The organism is Spirillospora sp. NPDC052242 (assembly GCF_040679555.1).
In the GTDB taxonomy this organism is placed as follows: Bacteria; Actinomycetota; Actinomycetes; order Streptosporangiales; family Streptosporangiaceae; genus Spirillospora.
In genome coordinates this window covers 37950-55896 of sequence record NZ_JBFAUZ010000003.1, presented here as the reverse complement: position 1 = coordinate 55896, position 17947 = coordinate 37950, and the positions used below count along the sequence as shown (strand labels likewise).

Here is a 17947-nt window from a genome sequence, read left to right as displayed (position 1 = left end):
GGACCCCGGGCCATCGACGATGAACACGAACAAGGAGCGGCGATGCCGATGCCGATGACCGACCCCGCACCCGGCGACCTCAGTGATCTGCGGTTCTGGGCCAGGCCGCTCGCCGAACGGGACGCGGCGTTCCGCGACCTGCGGAGCCGTCCCGGCCTCACGCGGTACGCGCTGCCCAAGGTGCCGTTCCTGCGGCGGAGCCCCGGCTACTGGGCGGTGGTGAGGCACGCCGACATCGTGGAGATCAGCCGGCGCCCCGAGGTGTTCAGCAGCGAGCCCAGCGCCACCAGCCCGACCGACATGCCCGCCTGGATGGGCAGGTACTTCACCTCGATGATCGACATGGACGACCCGCGGCACGCCAAGATCCGCCGGGTCGTCGCCCGCGCCTTCAGCCCCAGAATGCTCGCGAAGACCGAGGACGACATCGCCCGCCGCGCCACCCGCATCGTCGACGAACTCATCGCGCGGGGACCGTGCGACTTCGTCGCCAACGCCGCCGTCCGGCTTCCGGTCGAGGTCATCTGCGACATGCTCGGCATCCCGGCCCGCCACCACCGGCGGGTGGTCGCGCTCACCAACATCATCGTCGGCTACACCGATCCCGAGTACGTCGGCACCGCCGTGGCCTATGACCGGGACACCCTCACCATGAGCCGGGCGGGGACCGTCCGGATGCTCGGCACCGTCGCCCGGGCGGGCTGGGAACTGCACCGCCTCGCCGCCCGGATCGGCCGCCGGCGCCGCGACCACCCCACCGGCGACCTGACCTCGGCCCTGGTCAACGCCGACATCGACGGGGAGCGACTGTCACCGCGCGAGTTCGCCGCGTTCTTCCTGCTCCTGGTCGTCGCGGGGAACGAGACCACCCGCACCGCCCTGGCCCACGGCCTGAAGCTTCTCACCGACCACCCCGACCAGCGCGCCCTGCTCCTGGCCGACTTCGACCGGCGCATCGGCGGCGCGGTCGAAGAGATCGTCCGGATCAGCACGCCGGTCATCTTCATGCGCCGCAACGTCACCCGCGACCACGAGCTCGGCGGGCACCGGTTCCGCAAGGGCGACAAGGTCATGCTGTTCTACGGGTCCGGCAACCGCGACGAGACGGTCTTCCCCGACCCCGACCGCTTCGACATCACCCGCTCTCCCAACCCCCACCTCGGGTTCGGCGGTCCCGGCCCGCACTTCTGCCTCGGCGCCAACCTCGCCCGCCGCGAGATCACCGTCATGTTCCGCGAACTGTTCACCCGCATCCCCGACATCACCGTCGGTGAACCCGACCGGCTCCTGTCCGGATTCATCAACGGCTACAAACGCCTGCCCTGCACCTTCACCCCGCCCAGGGCGGCTCGGACCCCCGCCCCGCTGGAGAGCGGCCGGTGATCGATCGGTCCACCCCCGGGCACGGTTCGCTCTGACGGCCTGCGCCGGACCGGCGGGGGCGGCGGGCTCGGGCGAGGAGGGCGGCGGCGGGGCCGGTGGGTGTGGTGCCGGTGCGCCAGACCGCGCGGAGCGAACGTTCGAGCGTCATGCCCTCGATGGGGATCTCGGCGAGGGTTCCGGCGGCGAGGTCGGGGCCGACGACGAGCTCGCTGATCAGGGCGGGTCCGGCGCCGGCGGCGACGGCGTTGCGGACGGCCGTGCCGGAGCCGAGTTCGAGCAGCGGCGGGGCGAGTTCGAGGTCGCGGGCGGCCATCGCCCGGACGGCGGCCTCCCGGGTGCCGGAGCCCGCCTCCCGGCTGATCAGCGGGGTCGCGGCGACCTCGGCGGGCGGCACCGGACGGGCGCGGCGGGCCCAGCGGTGCCCGGGCGGCGCGACGAGGACGAGCCGGTCGCCCGCGACGGCCCGGCTGCGCAGGCCGGACGGGCGTCCGGGCGACTCGATGAAGCCGATGTCGACGTCGCCGTGCCGGGCGAGTTCGCAGACGCGGGTCGAGTTCGTCACCTGCATGCCGACGTGGAGGTCGGGGTCGTCGCGGCGGAGGTCGCCGATCCAGGCGGGCAGGAGGTGCTCGGCGACGGTGAGGCTGGCCGCGACGGTGAGCCGTCCGGTGCGCTCGCGGCGGAGGGCCTCGGCGCCGTCGGTGAGCGCGGCGAGGTCGTCCAGGACGCGCCGCGCCCACCCGGTGACCAGCCGGCCGGCGGGGGTGAGGGCGGAGCCGCGGCGGGTGCGGTCGACGAGGCGGAGGCCGAGCCGCCGTTCGAGGCGCGACAGCCGCTTGCTGGCGGACGGCTGGCTGACGCGCAGTTCGGCGGCCGCGGCGGTGAGGCTGCCGTGCTCGGCGACCAGGACGAGCAGCCGCAGCGATTCGACGTCCGGCGGCGCGGTCATGCCCCCAGGCTATGACGTGAGGTCGAACCGCCCGGTACCGGGATCGTCCGGACGGGCGGAGGCTCGGCTGCATGGACACCGAACGCGAACGGGCCGAAGACCGCCGGACGACGGGCGCCCGCGGCGCGCGGGCCCGGTGGGCCGCCGCCGGGCCGGGGGTGTCGGTGGCGGCGACCGGGGCGGGCGCGGCGATGGTGCTCGGCGGGTTCGTGCCCGCGGTGAGCGCGCTGACGATCGCGGTGCTGCTGGGCGTCGCCGTGGGCGGGGCGCTGCCGGCGGCGACGGCGGACGGCCTGGAGTGGGCGACGCGGAGGTTCCTCAGGGCCGGGGTGGTGCTCCTCGGGCTGCAGCTCAGCCTCGCGGAGGTGCTGCGGCTCGGCCCCGGGATGCTCGCCGTCGTGGTCGTGACGGTCGCGGCGGGGTTCGCCGGGACGATCGCGCTCGGGCGGCTCGTCGGGGTGTCGCGGGGGCTCGGCCTGATGGTCGCGACGGGGTTCTCGATCTGCGGGGCGTCGGCGATCGCGGCGATGGACGGCGTCACCCGGACCGAGCGGGAGGACGTCGCGGGCGGTGTCGCGCTCGTGACGGTCTACGGGAGCGCGGCGATCGCGCTCGTCCCGTTCCTCGGCACCCGGGTGTTCGGGCTGGACGGCGCGGCGCTCGGGATGTGGGCGGGGCTGAGCGTGCACGAGGTCGCGCAGGTGGTGGCGGCCGCGTCGCCGGCGGGCGCGGCGGCGGTGGGGACGGCCGTGATCGTGAAGCTCACCCGCGTGGTGCTGCTCGCGCCGATGGTCGCGGGAATGGGCGTCCTGGAACGGCGGTCGGGCGGCGCGGGGGCGCGGCCCCCGATCGTGCCGCCGTTCGTCGTCGGGTTCCTGGCGGCGATGGCGCTGCGCAGCGCGGACGTCCTGCCGGACGCCGCCCTGGCGGGCGCGAAGGACGTCTCGACGGTGCTGCTGGCCGCCGCGATGTTCGGGCTCGGGACGTCCGTGCGCATCGGGACGCTGCTGCGGGCGGGACGGCGCGGCCTCGTGCTCGGCGCGCTCTCGACGGCCCTGGTGGGCGGCGTGTCGCTCGGGGCGCTGACCGTCCTCGGCGCGTGACGGGCTACTCGTCGAAGCCGAGCCCGCGCAGGGCGGCCTGGCAGCCGTGCGCGACGTGCATGCGGGTCATCGCGACGGCCCCGACGGTGTCGCCCGCCTCGAAGAACCGGACGAGCTCGGCGTGCTCCTGGTACGCCTGCTGCAGGCGGTCGCCGCGGGCGGACGCGTTGATGTAGCGCTCGCAGGCGTGCCAGAGCATCTGCGAGGTGCGGCGGAGCATGCCGGGGCCGAGCGCGGCGAACACCTCGAAGTGGAACGCGCGGTGCGCGAGGAGGTGGTCGAGGGGGTCGGGGTCGGCGGCGAGCTCCTTGAGGCGCAGCAGGTGGGGGCGCATCCGCGCGGCGGTCTCGGCGGAGGCCGTGGCGGCGACGCGTTCGGCCGCCATGACCTCCACCTCCTCGAGCATGCGGTAGCCGTCCTCGACGTCGTGCCGGCGGATGTCCGACACGACGGCGCCGCGCCGCGGGTAGACCTCGGCGAGGCCCTCGGCGAGGAGTTCGCGGAACGCCTCCCGGACGGGGACGCGGCTGACGTCGAGTTCGGCGGCGAGCGGGTCGACGCGCAGCTTGGCGCCCGGGGGCAGCCAGCCCAGCACGATGCGCTTGCGGATCTCGTCGGCGGCGAAGTCGGTCAGCGTCTCGTGCGGGCCGGTCGCGCGGCCCGACCCGGTCGACCCCACGGGACCTCCTCAGCGGTTCGGCTCACCTCCCCCATGATCCCACGGGCGCCTCACGTGAACGGCCAGCCCAGCGGCGGGCCGATGTAGCTCTCGGCGAAGTTGCGGGCGTACGCGGTGGAGTGCTGGAGCTGCCACAGCCGGGACCGCTGGAGCTTCTGCCGGAACGCCGCGTCGGGGGACCCGGGCTCGTAGGTGTGCATCATGTGGATGAGCGCGTGGCTGAACTCCTGCGCCTTCCAGATGTCGGGGAGGCGCCGCGCGGAGTAGACGTCGAGGTCCGCCTCGTCCCCGGTCTCGGCGAAGCGGGCGAGGACGGCGTCGAGTTCGGCGGCGTCGGCCATCGCGAGGTTCATGCCCTTGCCGCCGGACGGCGTGATGATGTGCGCGGCGTCGCCGAGCAGGAACACGCGCCCGTGCCGCATCGGCTCGCACACCTTGCTCTGCATCTCCAGCATGTTCTTGCTGAAGACGGGCCCCTCGTTGAGGGTCCAGCCGGGCTGCGCGAGGCGGATCCGCAGCTCGTGCCAGATGCGGTCGTCGGGCCAGTCGTCGACGGTGTCGTCGAACGGGACCTGGAGGTGGAAGCGGGTGACGGTGTCGGAGCGCAGCAGGTGCCCGGCGAACCCGGCGGGGTGGACGGCGTAGATCGTCGAGTCGGCGGACGGCGGCGCCTCGGCGAGGAGCGTCAGCCAGCGGAACTCGTGCTGCATCCGGTATTCCTCGAACAGCTCCCACGGCGCGCACGCCCGGGTCGCGCCGTGCTGGCCGTCGGCCCCTGCGACGAACTCGGCGCGCACGACCGTGCCGTCCGCGCACTCCACGCGCGGGGAGTCCTCCCACTGGAGGACCTTCGTGGCGGTCGTCTCGTACAGGACGGTCCCGCCGCCGGCCTCGAAGCCGTCCAGCAGGTCGGAGACGACCTCCTGCTGCGGGAAGACGTAGTGGGGCTTGTTGTCGTACATGGCGGAGTAGTCGGCGAAGAAGCTCTCGCCCTCGACGCGGAACTCGCAGCCGTGGTGGACGGCGCCTTCCTTGTGCAGGCGCTCGGAGAGCCCCATCTTGTCCATCAGCTCGACGGTCCGGTGTTCGAGCAGGCCGGCGCGCGCGCGTCCGCGGATGGCCTCGGGGCTGAACTTGTCGAGGACGACGCAGGGGACCCCGCGGCGTTGCAGCAGGTTCGCCAGCGTGAGTCCGGCGGGACCGGCGCCCACGATGGCGACCGTGGTGTGCAGTTCACGAGCCACGAACGGCTTCCTTCCTGGTTCTGTTGGGGGTCTCAGGCGCGGCGGGACGCCGGCCGCATCTCGGGCACGACGACGTCGCCGTCCAGGATGATCGGTTCGTCGTCCAGGAAGAGGCTGCAGTCCCGCATGGGGATGTCGAAGTGGCAGGCGGTGTCGTTGGGTCCGCCCAGCTCGTTGTTGGGCCCGATGGAGAACATGACGTTGCCGTACACCGCGCGGGGTTCCATGCCCATGCCGCCCGGGAACGCCGGGGGCAGCAGCCCGTGCCACTGCGCGTTCTCGTTGAGGCCCCATCCGACGTGCGACATGCCGTAGCCGCGCGGGTCGTCGAACGACTCGATGTAGGACCGGAGCATCCGCGCGTCCAGGTCGCCGCGGATGTCGGTGATGAACCCCTTCTCGACGGTGATCTCGACGGGGCTCTGCACGTAGCCGTTGAACGGGAGCAGGACGTCCCCGGGCGCGAGGACGATGCGCCCGTCCACGCCGTCGTCGTCGCCGCCGGTGAACACGAAGCCGGACGGCCAGTGGTCCCAGCGGCCGGGCTCGTCGGTGTACCCGTACTCGGTGATCGCGTCGTAGCGGCCGAGCCGGTACGTGACGTCGGTGCCGAGCGCGTTCGTGAACCGCAGGGAGCGCGCCTTGCGCATCAGTTCCTGCCCGACCTCGACCCGTTCGCGCAGTTCCTCCGTCGGGAACAGGCGGGCGAGCAGTTCCGGCGGCTCGACGGCCGACAGCACGCGCGTCCCGGCGGCCTGGATCGCCATCTGCTCCTTCGAGAACAGCAGGAAGATCAGGTCGATGAGCATGTCGGAGTTCTTCAGCGCCTCGACGGCCTCCGGGTTGCCCGCGAGCCCGCTGGCGCCGACCGCCCACGCGCCCCCGGCGGCGGCGGGCGCGGGCAGCCGCATGTGGTACGCCTTCGCGCCGAGCGACTGCGCCGCGTTCAGGAACGCGTCCGCGTAGTTCATCCGCTCGTCGCCCTGCGACAGGACGGTCACCGACTCGCCCTCGTGGACGCCGCTCAGCTGAAGCTGCCTGCGGCACAGGTCGGTGAACGCCACCTGGTCGATCATCGTGAGCCTCCCGTCGTGCGGTTCATGGCGTGCGGTTCTCGTGCAGGAAGGAGCGGACGGCGGCGACGAACCCGGCGAACTCGTCCCACGGGATCATGTGGCCCGCGCCCGGCACGTCCACGACGGGGACGTCCGGGTTCGCGCGGCGCAGCCCGGCGGCGCCCGCGTCGGTCACGACGGGGCTCGCGCCGCCGCGGATCAGCACGGCGGGGCGCCGGATCCGCTCCCAGTACGGGAAGAAGTCCTCGGTCTCGAAGCCCTCGTGCGTCTCGCGGACCGCCGTCGCGTCGCAGGTCGGCAGCTCCTGCGCGCGGATCAGCAGCTCCCGTTCCGGCCATTTCGGGTAGAAGCGCCGCATCTCCTCGGGGGTGGTGCCGCGCCGCGCCTCGTCGAGCTGCGTCCGGAACGACTCCCAGCTCGTCGGGTACGGGCCGCGCCCCGGGCCGGACAGCGGCGGGTCCGCCAGGACGAGCGGGGCGCGCGCGCCGGACGGCTCGCCGTGCAGCACCCGCCACGCGGCGGCGATCCGGGCGCCCATCGAGTGCCCGAGGACGATCGGGTCGGCGAGCCCCAGCGCGCCGATCACGCCCGCGAGGTCGTCGGCGTAGTGGCGGAGCGTGTAGTTCCCGGCGGGCGGCGTGTCCGACCGGCCGCGGCCCCGGACGTCCAGCACGTACACGCGGTGGTCGCGGGCCAGTTCGAGCGCGACGAACTCGGCCGTCAGGGCCGGGCTGGTGATGCCCGGGACGATGACGAGCGGGGCGCCGTCGCCGTACCGGAGCAGGTGGTGCCGCAGCCCGCCCGCGGTCACGAACTCGCTCGTCCCCTTCGGCTCGATCACGGCGCCGCCTCCAGCGGGCCGTCGAGGAGCGCGCCGCCGCCGGGCACCCGCGGGTCGAGGCCGAGCGCGTCCAGCAGCTCCCGGGTGGTGGCGGTCGCGGCCGAGAACACCGGCAGCCCGAGGGAGTCCTGCGCCTCGGTGACGGCGGCGAGCGACGGCATCTGCACGCACGCCGACAGGACGACGCCCTGCGCGTCCCCGAGGTCCAGGTCGCGCGCGTGCCGCAGCGGCGCGCGCGGGTCGAGCCGCCCGACCGCGCGGTTGTCGGTGACCGACAGGCTCCGCACGGCCGTCACCGCGATGTCGTACGCGTCGAAGTACCGGACGACCATGTCGGTCAGCTCCGGCGCGTACGGCGCGACGATCGCGATCTTCGACAGCCCGAGCCGCCGGACGCCGCGGACGAGCGCGCCCGCGCTGCTGGTCACCGGCGCGTCGCAGCCGGCCTCCGCCGCCGCGTCCCGCAGCCGCCGCTCCGCGTCCTCGTGGGCCTTCGGCCCCTGCGCCATGACCGCGATCAGGCACGCGTAGGCGATCGCGTCCACGCCCGCGTCGGCGACCTCGGCCGCGCACCGGTCCGCCTGGCCCGCCATCGCGCGCAGCGACGCGGCGTCGACCGTGTGCAGCACGGCGCGGGACGAGTGGAAGGTGAACCGCTCGTCCCCCGGCCGCCGGGCGAGCAGCTCGGGGACCTCCGTCTCCATCGTCGTGTTGGAACTCGGCACGATCAGGCCGATCCGGCGGTAGTTCACAGCCCCTCCACATAGTCGAGCGCCCGGTCCAGCGAGACGACGTCGGCGTACTTGGCCTGGACGTCGACCAGCGCCGTGTCGTGCGAGGACCGGACGCGGTCGGCGACGGCGTCCGCGACCACCAGCGCCGGGAACCCGTACTGCACCGCGTCGACGGCCGTCGCCCGCACGCACCCGCTGGTCGTGGCGCCGCACAGCACGACGGTGTCGGCGCCGTAGGCGCGCAGCAGCCCCGCGAGGTCGGTGCCGAAGAACGCGCTCGCGGCCGTCTTGGTCACCACGGGGTCCTCGGCCCGGCGCGGCAGCCGCGGATCGATCTCGACCAGCGCGCTCCCGCGCCGCAGCACGCCCAGCCCGGGCGCCTTGTCCAGCCACGCGCTCGGCGCGTGCTCGGCGAAGGCGATGGTCGTGAAGACGACGGGCGCCCCGGCCGCGTGGAACGCCCGCACGAGCCGCCCGGCCGCCGCGATCTCGTCCGGCATGTCGGCGCCGATCGGGACGGCCGGGTCGGTGAAGCCCCGCTGCAGGTCCACGACCACGAGCGCCGGGCGGCGCCCGCGCCGGACCGTCCCGCCGAACCCGGCGCGGACGTACCGGTCGTGTGCGTCCCGGTCGTGTGCGTCGTCGGTCATCAACGCTCCTCTCCGAAGCCCTCGCCTCGGTCGAGCGTCACCATAGATTTAATTAAATCCAGCCGTCAAGGGCCGGGACGACCACCCACGACAGAGCCCCAACATGGGGACATACTTGCAGTTCAAACGACCTTTTAGAGGGCGAATTCACTTCCCCTCACCCAGCCAGCCCGACGAACTCTTGACAGGATTGCATTAAACATACGACCATCCTCGGAACCATCGGCCGGATGGCCGTGCCGCCCCGCACGCGTCCACCGGCAAGCGTCTAGAGCGAGGTCGACATGGTGAACGCTCAAGACCGTCCACCCGCCCCCACCCCGTCCGTCCCCCACTACCGGACCCTGTGGCTGGTCCTGTTCGCCGGCTGGCTGTTCGCCTACGCCGACCGCGCGATCACCGGCCCCGTGGTCACCTGGATGATCGACAACGACGTCGACTTCCTGCAGGCGGCGGAGAACCCGCACGCCCTCGGCGGCCTGATCGGCAGCCTCTTCTTCGCGGGCTACATGCTCACCCAGCTCCCGAGCGGCCACCTCGGCGACCGCTACGGCCACGCCGCCGTCCTCACCGTCTCGTTCGTGTGGGCCGGCGTCGCCACCGTCGTCAGCGGCATCTTCGCGGGCCTGTTCACGTTCGTCGCGCTGCGCGTGATCACCGGGCTCGGCGAGGGCGCGTTCTACTCCAACGACCGCTCCCTCGTCGTCACCCACACCCCCGAGCACAAGCGCAGCCTCGGCCTCGGCGTCGCCATCACCGGCCTCGCCTTCGGCCTGACCGTCGCGAACATCGCCGCACCGCCGCTGCTCGACCTCGGCGAGGACGTCCTCGGCCGCAACGACGCGTGGAAGTTGCCGTTCCTGGTGTTCGGCGGCCTGACGCTGATCCTCTCGGCGTTCATGTGGCGCTTCATGCGGCGGCTCGTGCAGCGCCCGCTGCGGCTGCGCGCCCCGTTCGCCCGGCTCGCCGCCATGGCCGCCGTGTTCTGCGCGCTGATCATGGCGCTGTTCTGGGCGAGCGACCGGCTCGGCGTCCCCGAGTGGCTCGCCGCGGTGCTGCAGATCCTGCTGGCCCTCGCGATCGTCGCGGTCATGCAGCGCCGCCGCGGCGTCCAGATGGCGTCCGCGCTCCGCGACCGCGACACCATGCTGATCTACATCGCGGCGATCTCCATCCTGTGGAGCATCTGGCTGTTCGGCTACTGGTCGGTCGCGATCGTGTCGTCCGCCGCCGACAGCTCCCTCGTCGAGGCCGGCCTCACCGCCGCGTTCAACGCGGGCGCGGGCATCATCGGCTTCCCCGTCGGCGGCTGGCTGTCGGACGTCGCGCAGCGCCGCGGCCTCGGCCGCCGCAACCTGCTCATCGGCGCGACGATCGGGCAGGGCGTCCTCGTCCTGCTGTTCGGCGTCTACCTGCAGATCGCGGGCGAGCCGTCGCTGTGGGTCATGGGCGCGCTGATGTTCGGCACGGGCCTGTTCCTCAACGCCGTCCAGCCGATGTCGCAGGCGCTGACCGCCGACCTGGTGCGGCCGGAGAACCACGGCTCGGCGTTCGGCATGTGGAACCTCATCGCCGAGATCGGCGCCGTCGCGAGCCCCGTCGTCAGCGGCGCCCTCCGCGACGCCACCGGGAGCTGGACGACCGCGATCTACCTCGACGCGGCGCTCGTCCTCGGCAGCGCGTTCCTCTACCTGGGGGTCCGCCGCACCGGGCCCTTGCAGGCGGACGCGTCCGTCCCGGCCATGGCCGGAGGCAAGCCCGCGTGACGCGTTCCGGGCGGGGCCGGGCGCCCCGCCCGGGACGTCACCGCACGCGTCCCTCGAAGTATTCGGGGGCGCCGAGCCCCTCGTCGGGCTCGAACCGTCCGGCCCATTCCCGCACCTGCCCAGGGGTGGGGTCGCCCGCGAGCTCCGCCGTGGCCGGGCCCGGCACCGCGCCGACCTCGCGCCACTGCTCCGGCGACAGCGTCAGCGAGAGCAGCCCGTCCAGGTCGCCGAGCACGCCGAGGTCCCGGACGACCGCCCCGGACAGGTCGAGCCCCTCCAGGCGCGGGAACGTCCGCAGCACGCCGAGGTCGACGGGCTCGCTCGTCCGGAGCCGGACCGCGCGCAGCGTCGGGTGCCCGGCGAGGACGTCCAGGTCCACCGCGTCGAGTTCGGCCCGCAGCGCCTCCAGCGGCACGTCGCGCAGCGGACCGAGGTCGGCGGGCCCGTCGCCGAACAGCGTCACCGTCCGCAGGTGCGGCGCGTCGCGGACGGCGCTCAGATCGAGGTCGCGGACCTTGTCGACGGCGAGGTGCTCGAGCCGCTTCGGCTTCGCCGGGATCGGCGCGTTCCCGCGCCAGAACGACCGGTCCGGGTCCAGGTAGCTCGGGAGCTTCGCGTTCACGTCGAGGTGGCCGTCGTCGTTCCAGTAGTCGCCCCGGTCGAGCGCCCGCACCAGGGCGCGCAGCATGTGCGTCACGGACGGGGCGACCAGCATCGGCGCGCCCCCGTAGTTCCGCCCCATGCGGATGACCTGCCCCGGACGCCCGTCCGGCCCCGGGTCCATGTCGACGGCGAGGAAGTCACCGCCGGTGCTCGTCGCGAACGGCACCCACTTCGGGCTGCTCACCCACCGCCGGATCGCCCCGGGCGGAGTCCCGCCGGGCATCGACCACAGCGGGTCCACCGCCCACGTCCACCGCTCGTCGTGCCGGACGGTCGTCGTGGACTCCAGGTCGAACCACGGATGGTTGTGGAACATCCCGGTCTCCTCGTCCCCGTCCGCCTCGCCGTACAGGGCCAGCAGGTCGGGCGGGAGCCCGCCGTCGAACCCGTCCAGCAGCGCGGCCCGCTCGCCGGCGGGCAGCGGCTCGGGGAGGAACTCCTCCTCGCCGAGGATCTCCTCCCGCTTGCGCACGTACTCCCGGAACAGCCGGACGGCCTCGTCCGGGTCCCCGGCGAACGTCGGGTTGGCGCAGGGCGGTTCGAGGGCGCCGGGCTGCGCCGGCAGGACGTCCGGCCGCAGCACGTACCGGACCCGGTCCCGCTCGTACAGGGAGCGCGAGACCGACCGCCCGAACAGCGCCTCGAACCGTCCCGACGGCTCGACGAGCAGGTCGGCCATCACCTCGCCCTCCGCGCCGCTCAGCTCGTACAGCTTCCGCACGCGGAGGGAGCCCCGCAGCTCGGCGTCGCCGTCGTCCGTCTCGTACCACCTGCCGGTGCTCCCCGCCCCGGTCGGCGTGGCGTACTCGCGCACCCACGCCCGCCGCCAGCCGTCCGGCGCGTCCCGCACGATCTTCTCGGCCGCGTCCAGCAGCACACCGAACACGGCCTCCCTCTGGTGATCGTCCATGGCGGGCAGTTCTACCGCTTCCCCCCGACACCACCCCGTCCCCGCTAGGCGGGCTCGGGGGCGCGGCCGGGGGTCAGCGGCAGCGCGGCGGCCGCGCCGACGGCGGCGGCGACCGCGGCGAGGGTGAACGCCTCGGTGAAGCCGTCGAGCGTGGTCCCGGCGAGGCTCGCCGCGGCGACGCTCGAGACGACGGCGGCGCCGAACGACGCGCCGAACTCGTGGAACGAGCTCACGATGCCCGAGGCGATCCCGGCCTCGTGGGGCGCGACGCGTCCGAGCGCGGTCGCCGAGGCCACGACGAACAGGGCGCCGGTGCCCGCCGCCGCGAACGCCACCCCGGCGACGACGACGGCCGGGTTCAGCGAGACCGCCGGGGCCGCCAGGCCCGCCGCCGCGGCCAGCAGGCCCGCGACGGCCGGCGCCCGGCCGCCCCACCGGCCGATGACCCGCCCGGTCGCGTTCGCGCCGAGCATCGTCGCGAGCGCGACCGGCAGGAACAGCAGGCCCGTCCGGAGGGCGCCGTAGTCGCGGGCGTGCTGGAAGTAGAACGTGCCGAGGAAGAACACCGCGATCATCAGGGCCGTCGCCATGAAGATGAGGAACGCGCCCGTCGCGACCGGGCGCCGCACCAGCAGCCGGACGTCCATCAGCGGCGAGGCGGCCCGCCGCTGCCAGAGCGCGAAGAGCGCGTAGCCGACGGCGGCGGCGAGGACGAGCCATCCGGTGCGGGCGGTGAGCCAGCCGTCCTCGCCGGCCGCGATGAGCGCGTAGATCAGCGCGGCCGACGAGGCGGTCACCAGGACGGCGCCGGGCACGTCGACGCGGCCCCGTGCGGCGGCGGGCGGCGGCGCGGGCAGCAGGACGGCGAGGGCGGCGGCGATCACCAGGCCGATCGGCACGTTGACGTGGAAGACCCACGGCCAGCCGGGGCCCGCGGTGAGCAGGCCGCCGAGCAGCACGCCGAGGGCCGCCCCGCCGCCGCCGAGCGCGGACCACACGCCGAGGGCCTTGTTGCGCTCGTCCCCGTCGAACAGCGCCACGACCAGGGAGAGCGCGGCGGGCGACAGCAGCGCCGCGCCCACGCCCTGCGCGACGCGCCCGGCCAGCAGCACGGCGGCGGATCCGGCGAGGCCGGTGACGAGGGACGCGGCGGTGAACAGCAGGAGCCCGGCGAGCATGACGCGCTTGGCGCCGGCCAGGTCCGCGATGCGCCCGCCGAGCAGCATCAGCCCGCCGAACGTGAGGGTGTAGGCGCTGACCGTCCAGGTCAGGGCCTCGCGGCCGACGCCGAGGTCGGTCTCGATGTGGGGCAGCGCGATGGCCACGACCGTGACGTCGAGGATCAGCATGAGCTGCGCCACCCCGAGGAAGCCGAGCACGCGCCACCGTGCCGGATGCGGCGAGATCGCGGGCGACTGGGTCATCGGATCCTCCCGGTGCAGTAACTCGTACATCTGAATACGAGTTCTGCGGCCACCATAACTCAAACATGGCCGTACGAGTTAGGGTGTTTCCATGACCGCACCCTCCGCCCGCCCGCGGCGCCGGGCCGACGCCGAGCGCAGCATCGCCCGCATCGTGTCCGCCGCCCGCACCCTGCTGGGCTCCGACCCGAACGCGAGCACGGACGACATCGCCCGCGCGGCGGGCGTCGGGCGGATGACGCTGTACGGGCACTTCCGCACCCGCGCCGACCTGGTCGAGGCCGCGCTCGCCGACGCGCTCCGCGACGGCGAGGCGGTCCTGGCGGCCGTGGACCTGTCGGGGGACGCCCGCGCGGCGATCGGCAGGCTGCTCGCGTCGAGCTGGGAACTGGTGGCCGAGTCGGGCTCGCTGCTGGCCGCCGCGGAGGGGGTGCTCCCGGCGGGCCGGGTGCGCGAGCTGCACGATCCGCCCGCCCGGCGCGTGGCCGAGCTCGTCCGCCGGGGCCGCGACGAGGGCGTGATCCGCACCGACCTGCCCGAGGCGTGGCTGGTGGGCGCCGTCCACTACCTCGTGCACGGCGCCGCCGACGAGGTGCGCGCGGGACGCCTCGCCGCCGAGGACGCCGCGGACGCGGTGACGAAGTCGGCCCTGTCCGTCCTCACGGGCTAGCCTCGACGCCGTCGGCCGTGGAAGGGCTCAGTGGCGAGTGCGTACCTGGAGATGGACGAGGAGCGGCGCTGACCGCGGCCCCACCGGCCGATGTTCACCGCCGCGCCGCCCGCGCTTTCCCGCCGCGGCCTAGGGTCTGGTCCCCGAGACGACCGAAACGAGGCCGCGCATGACTTCCGGCATCCTGGCGGCACCGCCGTTCCAGCCCCCGTGGACCGTGTGGGAGGTGGCCGGGCTCGCCGCCATCGCCTGGGCGATCGTGACGCTGGTGGCCGCGGCGGGCGACCACGGGTGCGCGGCGTCGGTGGCCATGGGGGCCCTCATGGCGCTGATGGTGACGGTGGCGCTCGTCGTCACCGTCGGCTAGTCGGACGTCCAGAGGGTGCCGAGGTCGTGGCGTCCGGTCGGGATCGCCGAGGTGCCGGACGGGCGCGGCGCGGGGCGGCCGAGGGCGATGCCGGTCCGCACCCGCCACGGCTCGGCGAACCCGGCGATCACGGTGGCGCGCGCGCTGTCGGCCTCCGGGAAGAACGTCACCGGGCACGACCCGAGCCCCAGCAGGTGGGCCGCGAGGACGATCGTCTGGGCGACGCGGCCGCCGTCGAACTCGGCGTCCGCGCCGCTCCGGTCGAGGGCGAGCAGGACGACGACCGGGGCGGCGCGCAGGTGCAGCGCGTACGCGCCGCACTCGCTCAGCTCGCGGCGGGTCTCCGCGGAACGGACCGTGTGGAACCGCCACGGCTGCCGGTTTCGCGCCGACCCCGTCCACCGCGCGGTGTCGAGGATCTCCCGCAGGGTGGCGTCGTCGACGTCCTCGCCGGTGAACCAGCGGGTCGCCCGCACCGACCGGAGGGCGGCGAGCGGGCCGGGCGCGGGCCGGTCGGTGCGGGTGTCCCCGGCGAAGAAGTCGGTCACGCCGCCACCCTACGGGCGCGGTCACGCCTGCCGCTGCGGCTCGGCGTCCGTCCGGGCCGGGACGGACGGCTCGGGCGGCGGTCCGGCGGGCCGCTCGATCGACAGGCGCGGCAGCAGCGCGTCCAGCCGGCGCGGCAGCCACCAGTTGGCGCGGCCGAGCAGGTGCATCACGGCGGGGACGAGCACGGTGCGCAGGACGAACGCGTCCAGCGCGACGGCCACGGCGAGGCCGGTGCCGAACATCGCGATCACCCGCTGGCCGCCCAGGACGAACGCCGCGAACACCGCGATCATGATGGTGGCGGCGGCCGTGATGACGCGCCCGGTGGCGGCCTGCCCGACGATCACGGCCCGTCCGTTGTCGCGGTGGCGCGTCCACTCCTCGTGCATGCGGCTGACCAGGAACACCTGGTAGTCCATGGAGAGCCCGAACAGGACGGGCAGCATCAGCACGGGCAGGAACGTCTCCACCGGCCCCGTGCCGAGCCCGAACGGTTCGGACACCCACCCCCACTGGAAGAACGCGACGACCACGCCGATCGAGGCGCCCGCCGCGAACAGGTTCATCACCGCGGCCGTCGCCGGGACGACCAGGCTGCGGAACGCCAAGAGCAGCAGGAGGAACCCGAGGCCGACGATGACGCCGACGAAGAGCGGCATCCGGCCCGCGAGGACGTCGGCGAAGTCGTCGTTGACGGCCGTCTCGCCGCCCACGTGGACCCGCAGGCCGGTGCCGCGCTCGGCGTCCGGGATCGTGTCGTCCCGCAGCCGCTCGATCAGCTCGGACGTCCGGGGCGACTGCGGCGCGCTCGTCGGGACCACCTCGACGACGCCGACGGACGCGCCGTCCCGCATCGGCACGGCGGTCGCGCTCGCGACGCCCGCGGCGCCGCGCACGTCCCGGGCGAGCGCGTCGAGCGCCGCGCGGCCGCGCTCGTCCGGCACCTCGGCGACCAGGTAGAGCGGCCCGTTGAACCCGGGCCCGAACCCGGCGGCGAGCATGTCGTAGGCCGCGCGGGTCGTGCTGGACTCCGGGTCGTTGCCCTGGTCGGACGACCCGAGCCGCATCCCGAACACCGGCACGGTGAGGACGGCCATGACCAGCAGCGCCCCGGCGGACAGCGCCCGGGGGCGGCGCCGCACCGCGCCCGCCCAGCGCGCCCACAGGCCGGCGGCCTCGGTGTCGGCGGCGGGACCGCGCTCGGCGAGGGCGCGCCGCTCGCGCCGGGCGAGCGTGCGGGTGCCGAGGAAGCCCAGCATCGCCGGGAGCAGGGTGACGGCGGCGACGGCGGTGAGCGCGACCGTCAGCGCGGCCCCGATCGCCACGCCGTTCAGGAAGGACAGCCCGAGGACGAGCATGCCGAGCAGGGACACGACGACGGTCGCGGCGGCGAACAGCACGGCCCGTCCGGACGTCGTCACGGCCGCGACGACCGACTCCTCCACGCCGCGTCCCGCCCGCAGCCCGGCGCGGTGGCGGGTGACGATGAACAGCGCGTAGTCGATGCCGACGCCGAGCCCGATGAGGGTGCCGAGCGTGGGGGTGAGGTCGGCGAGCGTGAACGCGTTGCTGAGCAGGCCCATCGTCAGGATCGCGGTGCCGAGCCCGGCGACGGCGGTGACGAGGGGCAGGAGCATGGCGAACAGCGACCCGAACGCCAGGAACAGCACCACGGCCGCCGCGACGACGCCGACCAGTTCCGCGGTGCCGGTGCTGGGCTCGTCGATGCGGGTGAGGGCCGGGCCGCCGAGTTCGACGCGGACGCCGTCGGCGGCGCCCTCCCGAGCGGCGTCGACGACCCGCTGGACGTCCTCGGGCGCGAGCGCCTCGGTCTGCGCGCCGAACGCGACGTGGGCGTAGGCGGTGCGGCCGTCCTCGCTGATCTGCCCGTCCCCGCCCCGCGCGTAGGGGCCGCGCACGTCCCCGACCTCGGGGAGGCGGGAGATCTCGTCGAGCGCGGCGGACATCCTCTCCCGGACGGCGGCGTCGCGGACCGTCCCGCGCTCCGCCCGCCACACGACGGTGGCGGTGGATCCGGACTGCTCGGGCGTGGCCCGCCGGAGCAGGTCGAGGGCGGTCTTGGACTCGGTTCCGGGCAGCGCGAGGTCGGTGCTGTAGGCGGTGCCGGCCGTCTGGGACGCGATGCCCAGCCCGACCAGGGCGGCCAGCCAGGCCAGGACGACGACGAGCCGCCGCCGGTAACACCAGCGTGCGAGTGCGGACATGTTCTCCTCATTCGGGCATGCGAAAGCAGGCCGTGCTTTCGGCCGCGCTTCCGAGGGGACGCCTAACATGAACCAAGGTTCACCATATATAGTGAACCATAGCTCATGTTGAGTGCGACCGTGAAGGGACGGTGAGTCCATGGGGCTGCGCGCCGACGCCGCGCGGAACCGGGCCAACATCCTGCGCGCCGCGCGCACGCTGATCGCCGCCCGCGGCGAGCGCGCCGGGATGGACGACATCGCCCGCGAGGCGGGCGTGGCCGTGGGCACCCTCTACCGGCACTTCCCCACCAAGGCCGACCTCGTGGCCGCGATCGTGGAGGAGATGTCCGCCCGCATGTTCGAGGCGCTCGACGCCGCCGTCGCGCGCGTCGACGCGGGCGGCGCCGCCGTCACCGAGCTGACCACCCTGTTCGAGTGGGCCGCCGACGCCGTCGGCCAGGACCGCGGGGTCAAGGCCGCCCTGCGCAACCTCGGCATGGCCGACCGCCCCGACCTGGAGAAACGCGCCCTCGCCGGGCTCTCCCGCGTCATCGAGGCGGGGCGCGCGGAGGGCGCCCTGCGCCCCGACGTCACCGTCGGGGACGTGGTGCTGCTGATGAGCACCCTTCCGGACGACGACGTCCCCGAGCCCGCCCGCCGCCGCTGGGTCGAGCTGGCCCTGCGCGGCCTGACCACCGGGACGGCCCCTTGACCGTGTGACGTGCGCGGAGG

General features: G+C 74.3%; 17 protein-coding genes. 6 read left to right on the top strand and 11 right to left on the bottom strand.

The features are described 5' to 3' along the window. Positions 1-48 precede the first annotated feature (48 nt). On the top strand, positions 49-1383 hold the full coding sequence (locus tag AB0L25_RS03485) for a cytochrome P450 (protein WP_500168504.1): 1335 nt from the start codon (positions 49-51) through the stop codon (positions 1381-1383). Here AB0L25_RS03485 and AB0L25_RS03480 read toward each other — a convergent pair. Continuing rightward, entirely contained in the window at positions 1331-2332 is a 1002-nt protein-coding gene (locus AB0L25_RS03480) for a LysR substrate-binding domain-containing protein (RefSeq protein ID WP_500168202.1), read from the bottom strand. The genes AB0L25_RS03485 and AB0L25_RS03480 overlap by 53 nt on opposite strands. Before the next feature lie 71 nt (positions 2333-2403). Between AB0L25_RS03480 and AB0L25_RS03475 the strand changes: the two genes are divergently transcribed. After that, positions 2404-3435, top strand: a complete 1032-nt coding sequence (locus tag AB0L25_RS03475) for a YeiH family protein (RefSeq protein ID WP_500168201.1) — start codon at positions 2404-2406, stop codon at positions 3433-3435. Between the two features lie 4 nt (positions 3436-3439). Here AB0L25_RS03475 and AB0L25_RS03470 read toward each other — a convergent pair whose 3' ends face one another. From AB0L25_RS03470 to AB0L25_RS03445, 6 genes are read right to left on the bottom strand one after another with little or no spacing between them, the layout of a single operon-like run. Continuing rightward, positions 3440-4114, bottom strand: a complete 675-nt coding sequence (locus AB0L25_RS03470; protein ID WP_500168199.1) for a GntR family transcriptional regulator — start codon at positions 4112-4114, stop codon at positions 3440-3442. Positions 4115-4164: 50 nt separating this feature from the next. Further along, positions 4165-5358, bottom strand: coding sequence for a 4-hydroxybenzoate 3-monooxygenase (locus AB0L25_RS03465; protein ID WP_500168197.1), 1194 nt, complete (start codon positions 5356-5358; stop codon positions 4165-4167). A gap of 32 nt (positions 5359-5390) precedes the next feature. After that, entirely contained in the window at positions 5391-6434 is a 1044-nt protein-coding gene (locus AB0L25_RS03460; RefSeq protein WP_500168196.1) for a 2,5-dihydroxypyridine 5,6-dioxygenase NicX family protein, read from the bottom strand. 22 nt (positions 6435-6456) lie between these two features. Further along, positions 6457-7275 carry an alpha/beta fold hydrolase gene (locus AB0L25_RS03455; protein ID WP_500168193.1) on the bottom strand — a complete coding sequence of 273 codons (819 nt, stop codon included), beginning with the start codon at positions 7273-7275 and terminating at the stop codon, positions 6457-6459. Further along, positions 7272-8027 (bottom strand): maleate cis-trans isomerase family protein, encoded by a 756-nt coding sequence (locus tag AB0L25_RS03450; RefSeq protein ID WP_500168192.1) that lies wholly within the window; start codon positions 8025-8027, stop codon positions 7272-7274. The genes AB0L25_RS03455 and AB0L25_RS03450 overlap by 4 nt, the downstream gene beginning before the upstream one ends. Beyond that, the gene (locus AB0L25_RS03445; protein ID WP_500168190.1) at positions 8024-8659 is read right to left on the bottom strand and encodes an isochorismatase family protein; all 636 of its coding nucleotides are present in this window, start codon (positions 8657-8659) and stop codon (positions 8024-8026) included. Before AB0L25_RS03445 ends, AB0L25_RS03450 begins: the two co-directional genes overlap by 4 nt. Positions 8660-8943: 284 nt before the next feature. On the opposite strand from AB0L25_RS03445, the gene AB0L25_RS03440 reads away from it, so the two are divergent. Continuing rightward, positions 8944-10425 (top strand): MFS transporter, encoded by a 1482-nt coding sequence (locus AB0L25_RS03440; RefSeq protein WP_500168188.1) that lies wholly within the window; start codon positions 8944-8946, stop codon positions 10423-10425. 37 nt (positions 10426-10462) lie between these two features. Here the strand turns inward: AB0L25_RS03440 and AB0L25_RS03435 are convergent, their stop codons facing one another. Further along, on the bottom strand, positions 10463-11998 hold the full coding sequence (locus tag AB0L25_RS03435) for an SMI1/KNR4 family protein (protein WP_500168186.1): 1536 nt from the start codon (positions 11996-11998) through the stop codon (positions 10463-10465). 44 nt (positions 11999-12042) lie between these two features. Continuing rightward, the gene (locus tag AB0L25_RS03430) at positions 12043-13422 is read right to left on the bottom strand and encodes an MFS transporter (RefSeq protein WP_500168184.1); all 1380 of its coding nucleotides are present in this window, start codon (positions 13420-13422) and stop codon (positions 12043-12045) included. 91 nt (positions 13423-13513) lie between these two features. On the opposite strand from AB0L25_RS03430, the gene AB0L25_RS03425 reads away from it, so the two are divergent. Together AB0L25_RS03425 and AB0L25_RS03420 are read left to right on the top strand one after the other, a co-directional pair. Continuing rightward, the gene (locus tag AB0L25_RS03425; RefSeq protein WP_500168182.1) at positions 13514-14092 is read left to right on the top strand and encodes a TetR/AcrR family transcriptional regulator; all 579 of its coding nucleotides are present in this window, start codon (positions 13514-13516) and stop codon (positions 14090-14092) included. A gap of 169 nt (positions 14093-14261) precedes the next feature. After that, positions 14262-14459 carry a hypothetical protein gene (locus AB0L25_RS03420; protein WP_500168181.1) on the top strand — a complete coding sequence of 66 codons (198 nt, stop codon included), beginning with the start codon at positions 14262-14264 and terminating at the stop codon, positions 14457-14459. Here AB0L25_RS03420 and AB0L25_RS03415 read toward each other — a convergent pair. Both AB0L25_RS03415 and AB0L25_RS03410 read right to left on the bottom strand, forming a co-directional pair. Next, positions 14456-15007 carry a nitroreductase family protein gene (locus AB0L25_RS03415; RefSeq protein WP_500168180.1) on the bottom strand — a complete coding sequence of 184 codons (552 nt, stop codon included), beginning with the start codon at positions 15005-15007 and terminating at the stop codon, positions 14456-14458. The genes AB0L25_RS03420 and AB0L25_RS03415 overlap by 4 nt on opposite strands. Positions 15008-15028: 21 nt before the next feature. Then, positions 15029-17233, bottom strand: coding sequence for an MMPL family transporter (locus AB0L25_RS03410; protein WP_500168178.1), 2205 nt, complete (start codon positions 17231-17233; stop codon positions 15029-15031). A 139-nt stretch (positions 17234-17372) separates the two neighbouring features. Between AB0L25_RS03410 and AB0L25_RS03405 the strand changes: the two genes are divergently transcribed. After that, the gene (locus AB0L25_RS03405) at positions 17373-17927 is read left to right on the top strand and encodes a TetR/AcrR family transcriptional regulator (RefSeq protein WP_500168176.1); all 555 of its coding nucleotides are present in this window, start codon (positions 17373-17375) and stop codon (positions 17925-17927) included. Positions 17928-17947 lie beyond the last annotated feature (20 nt).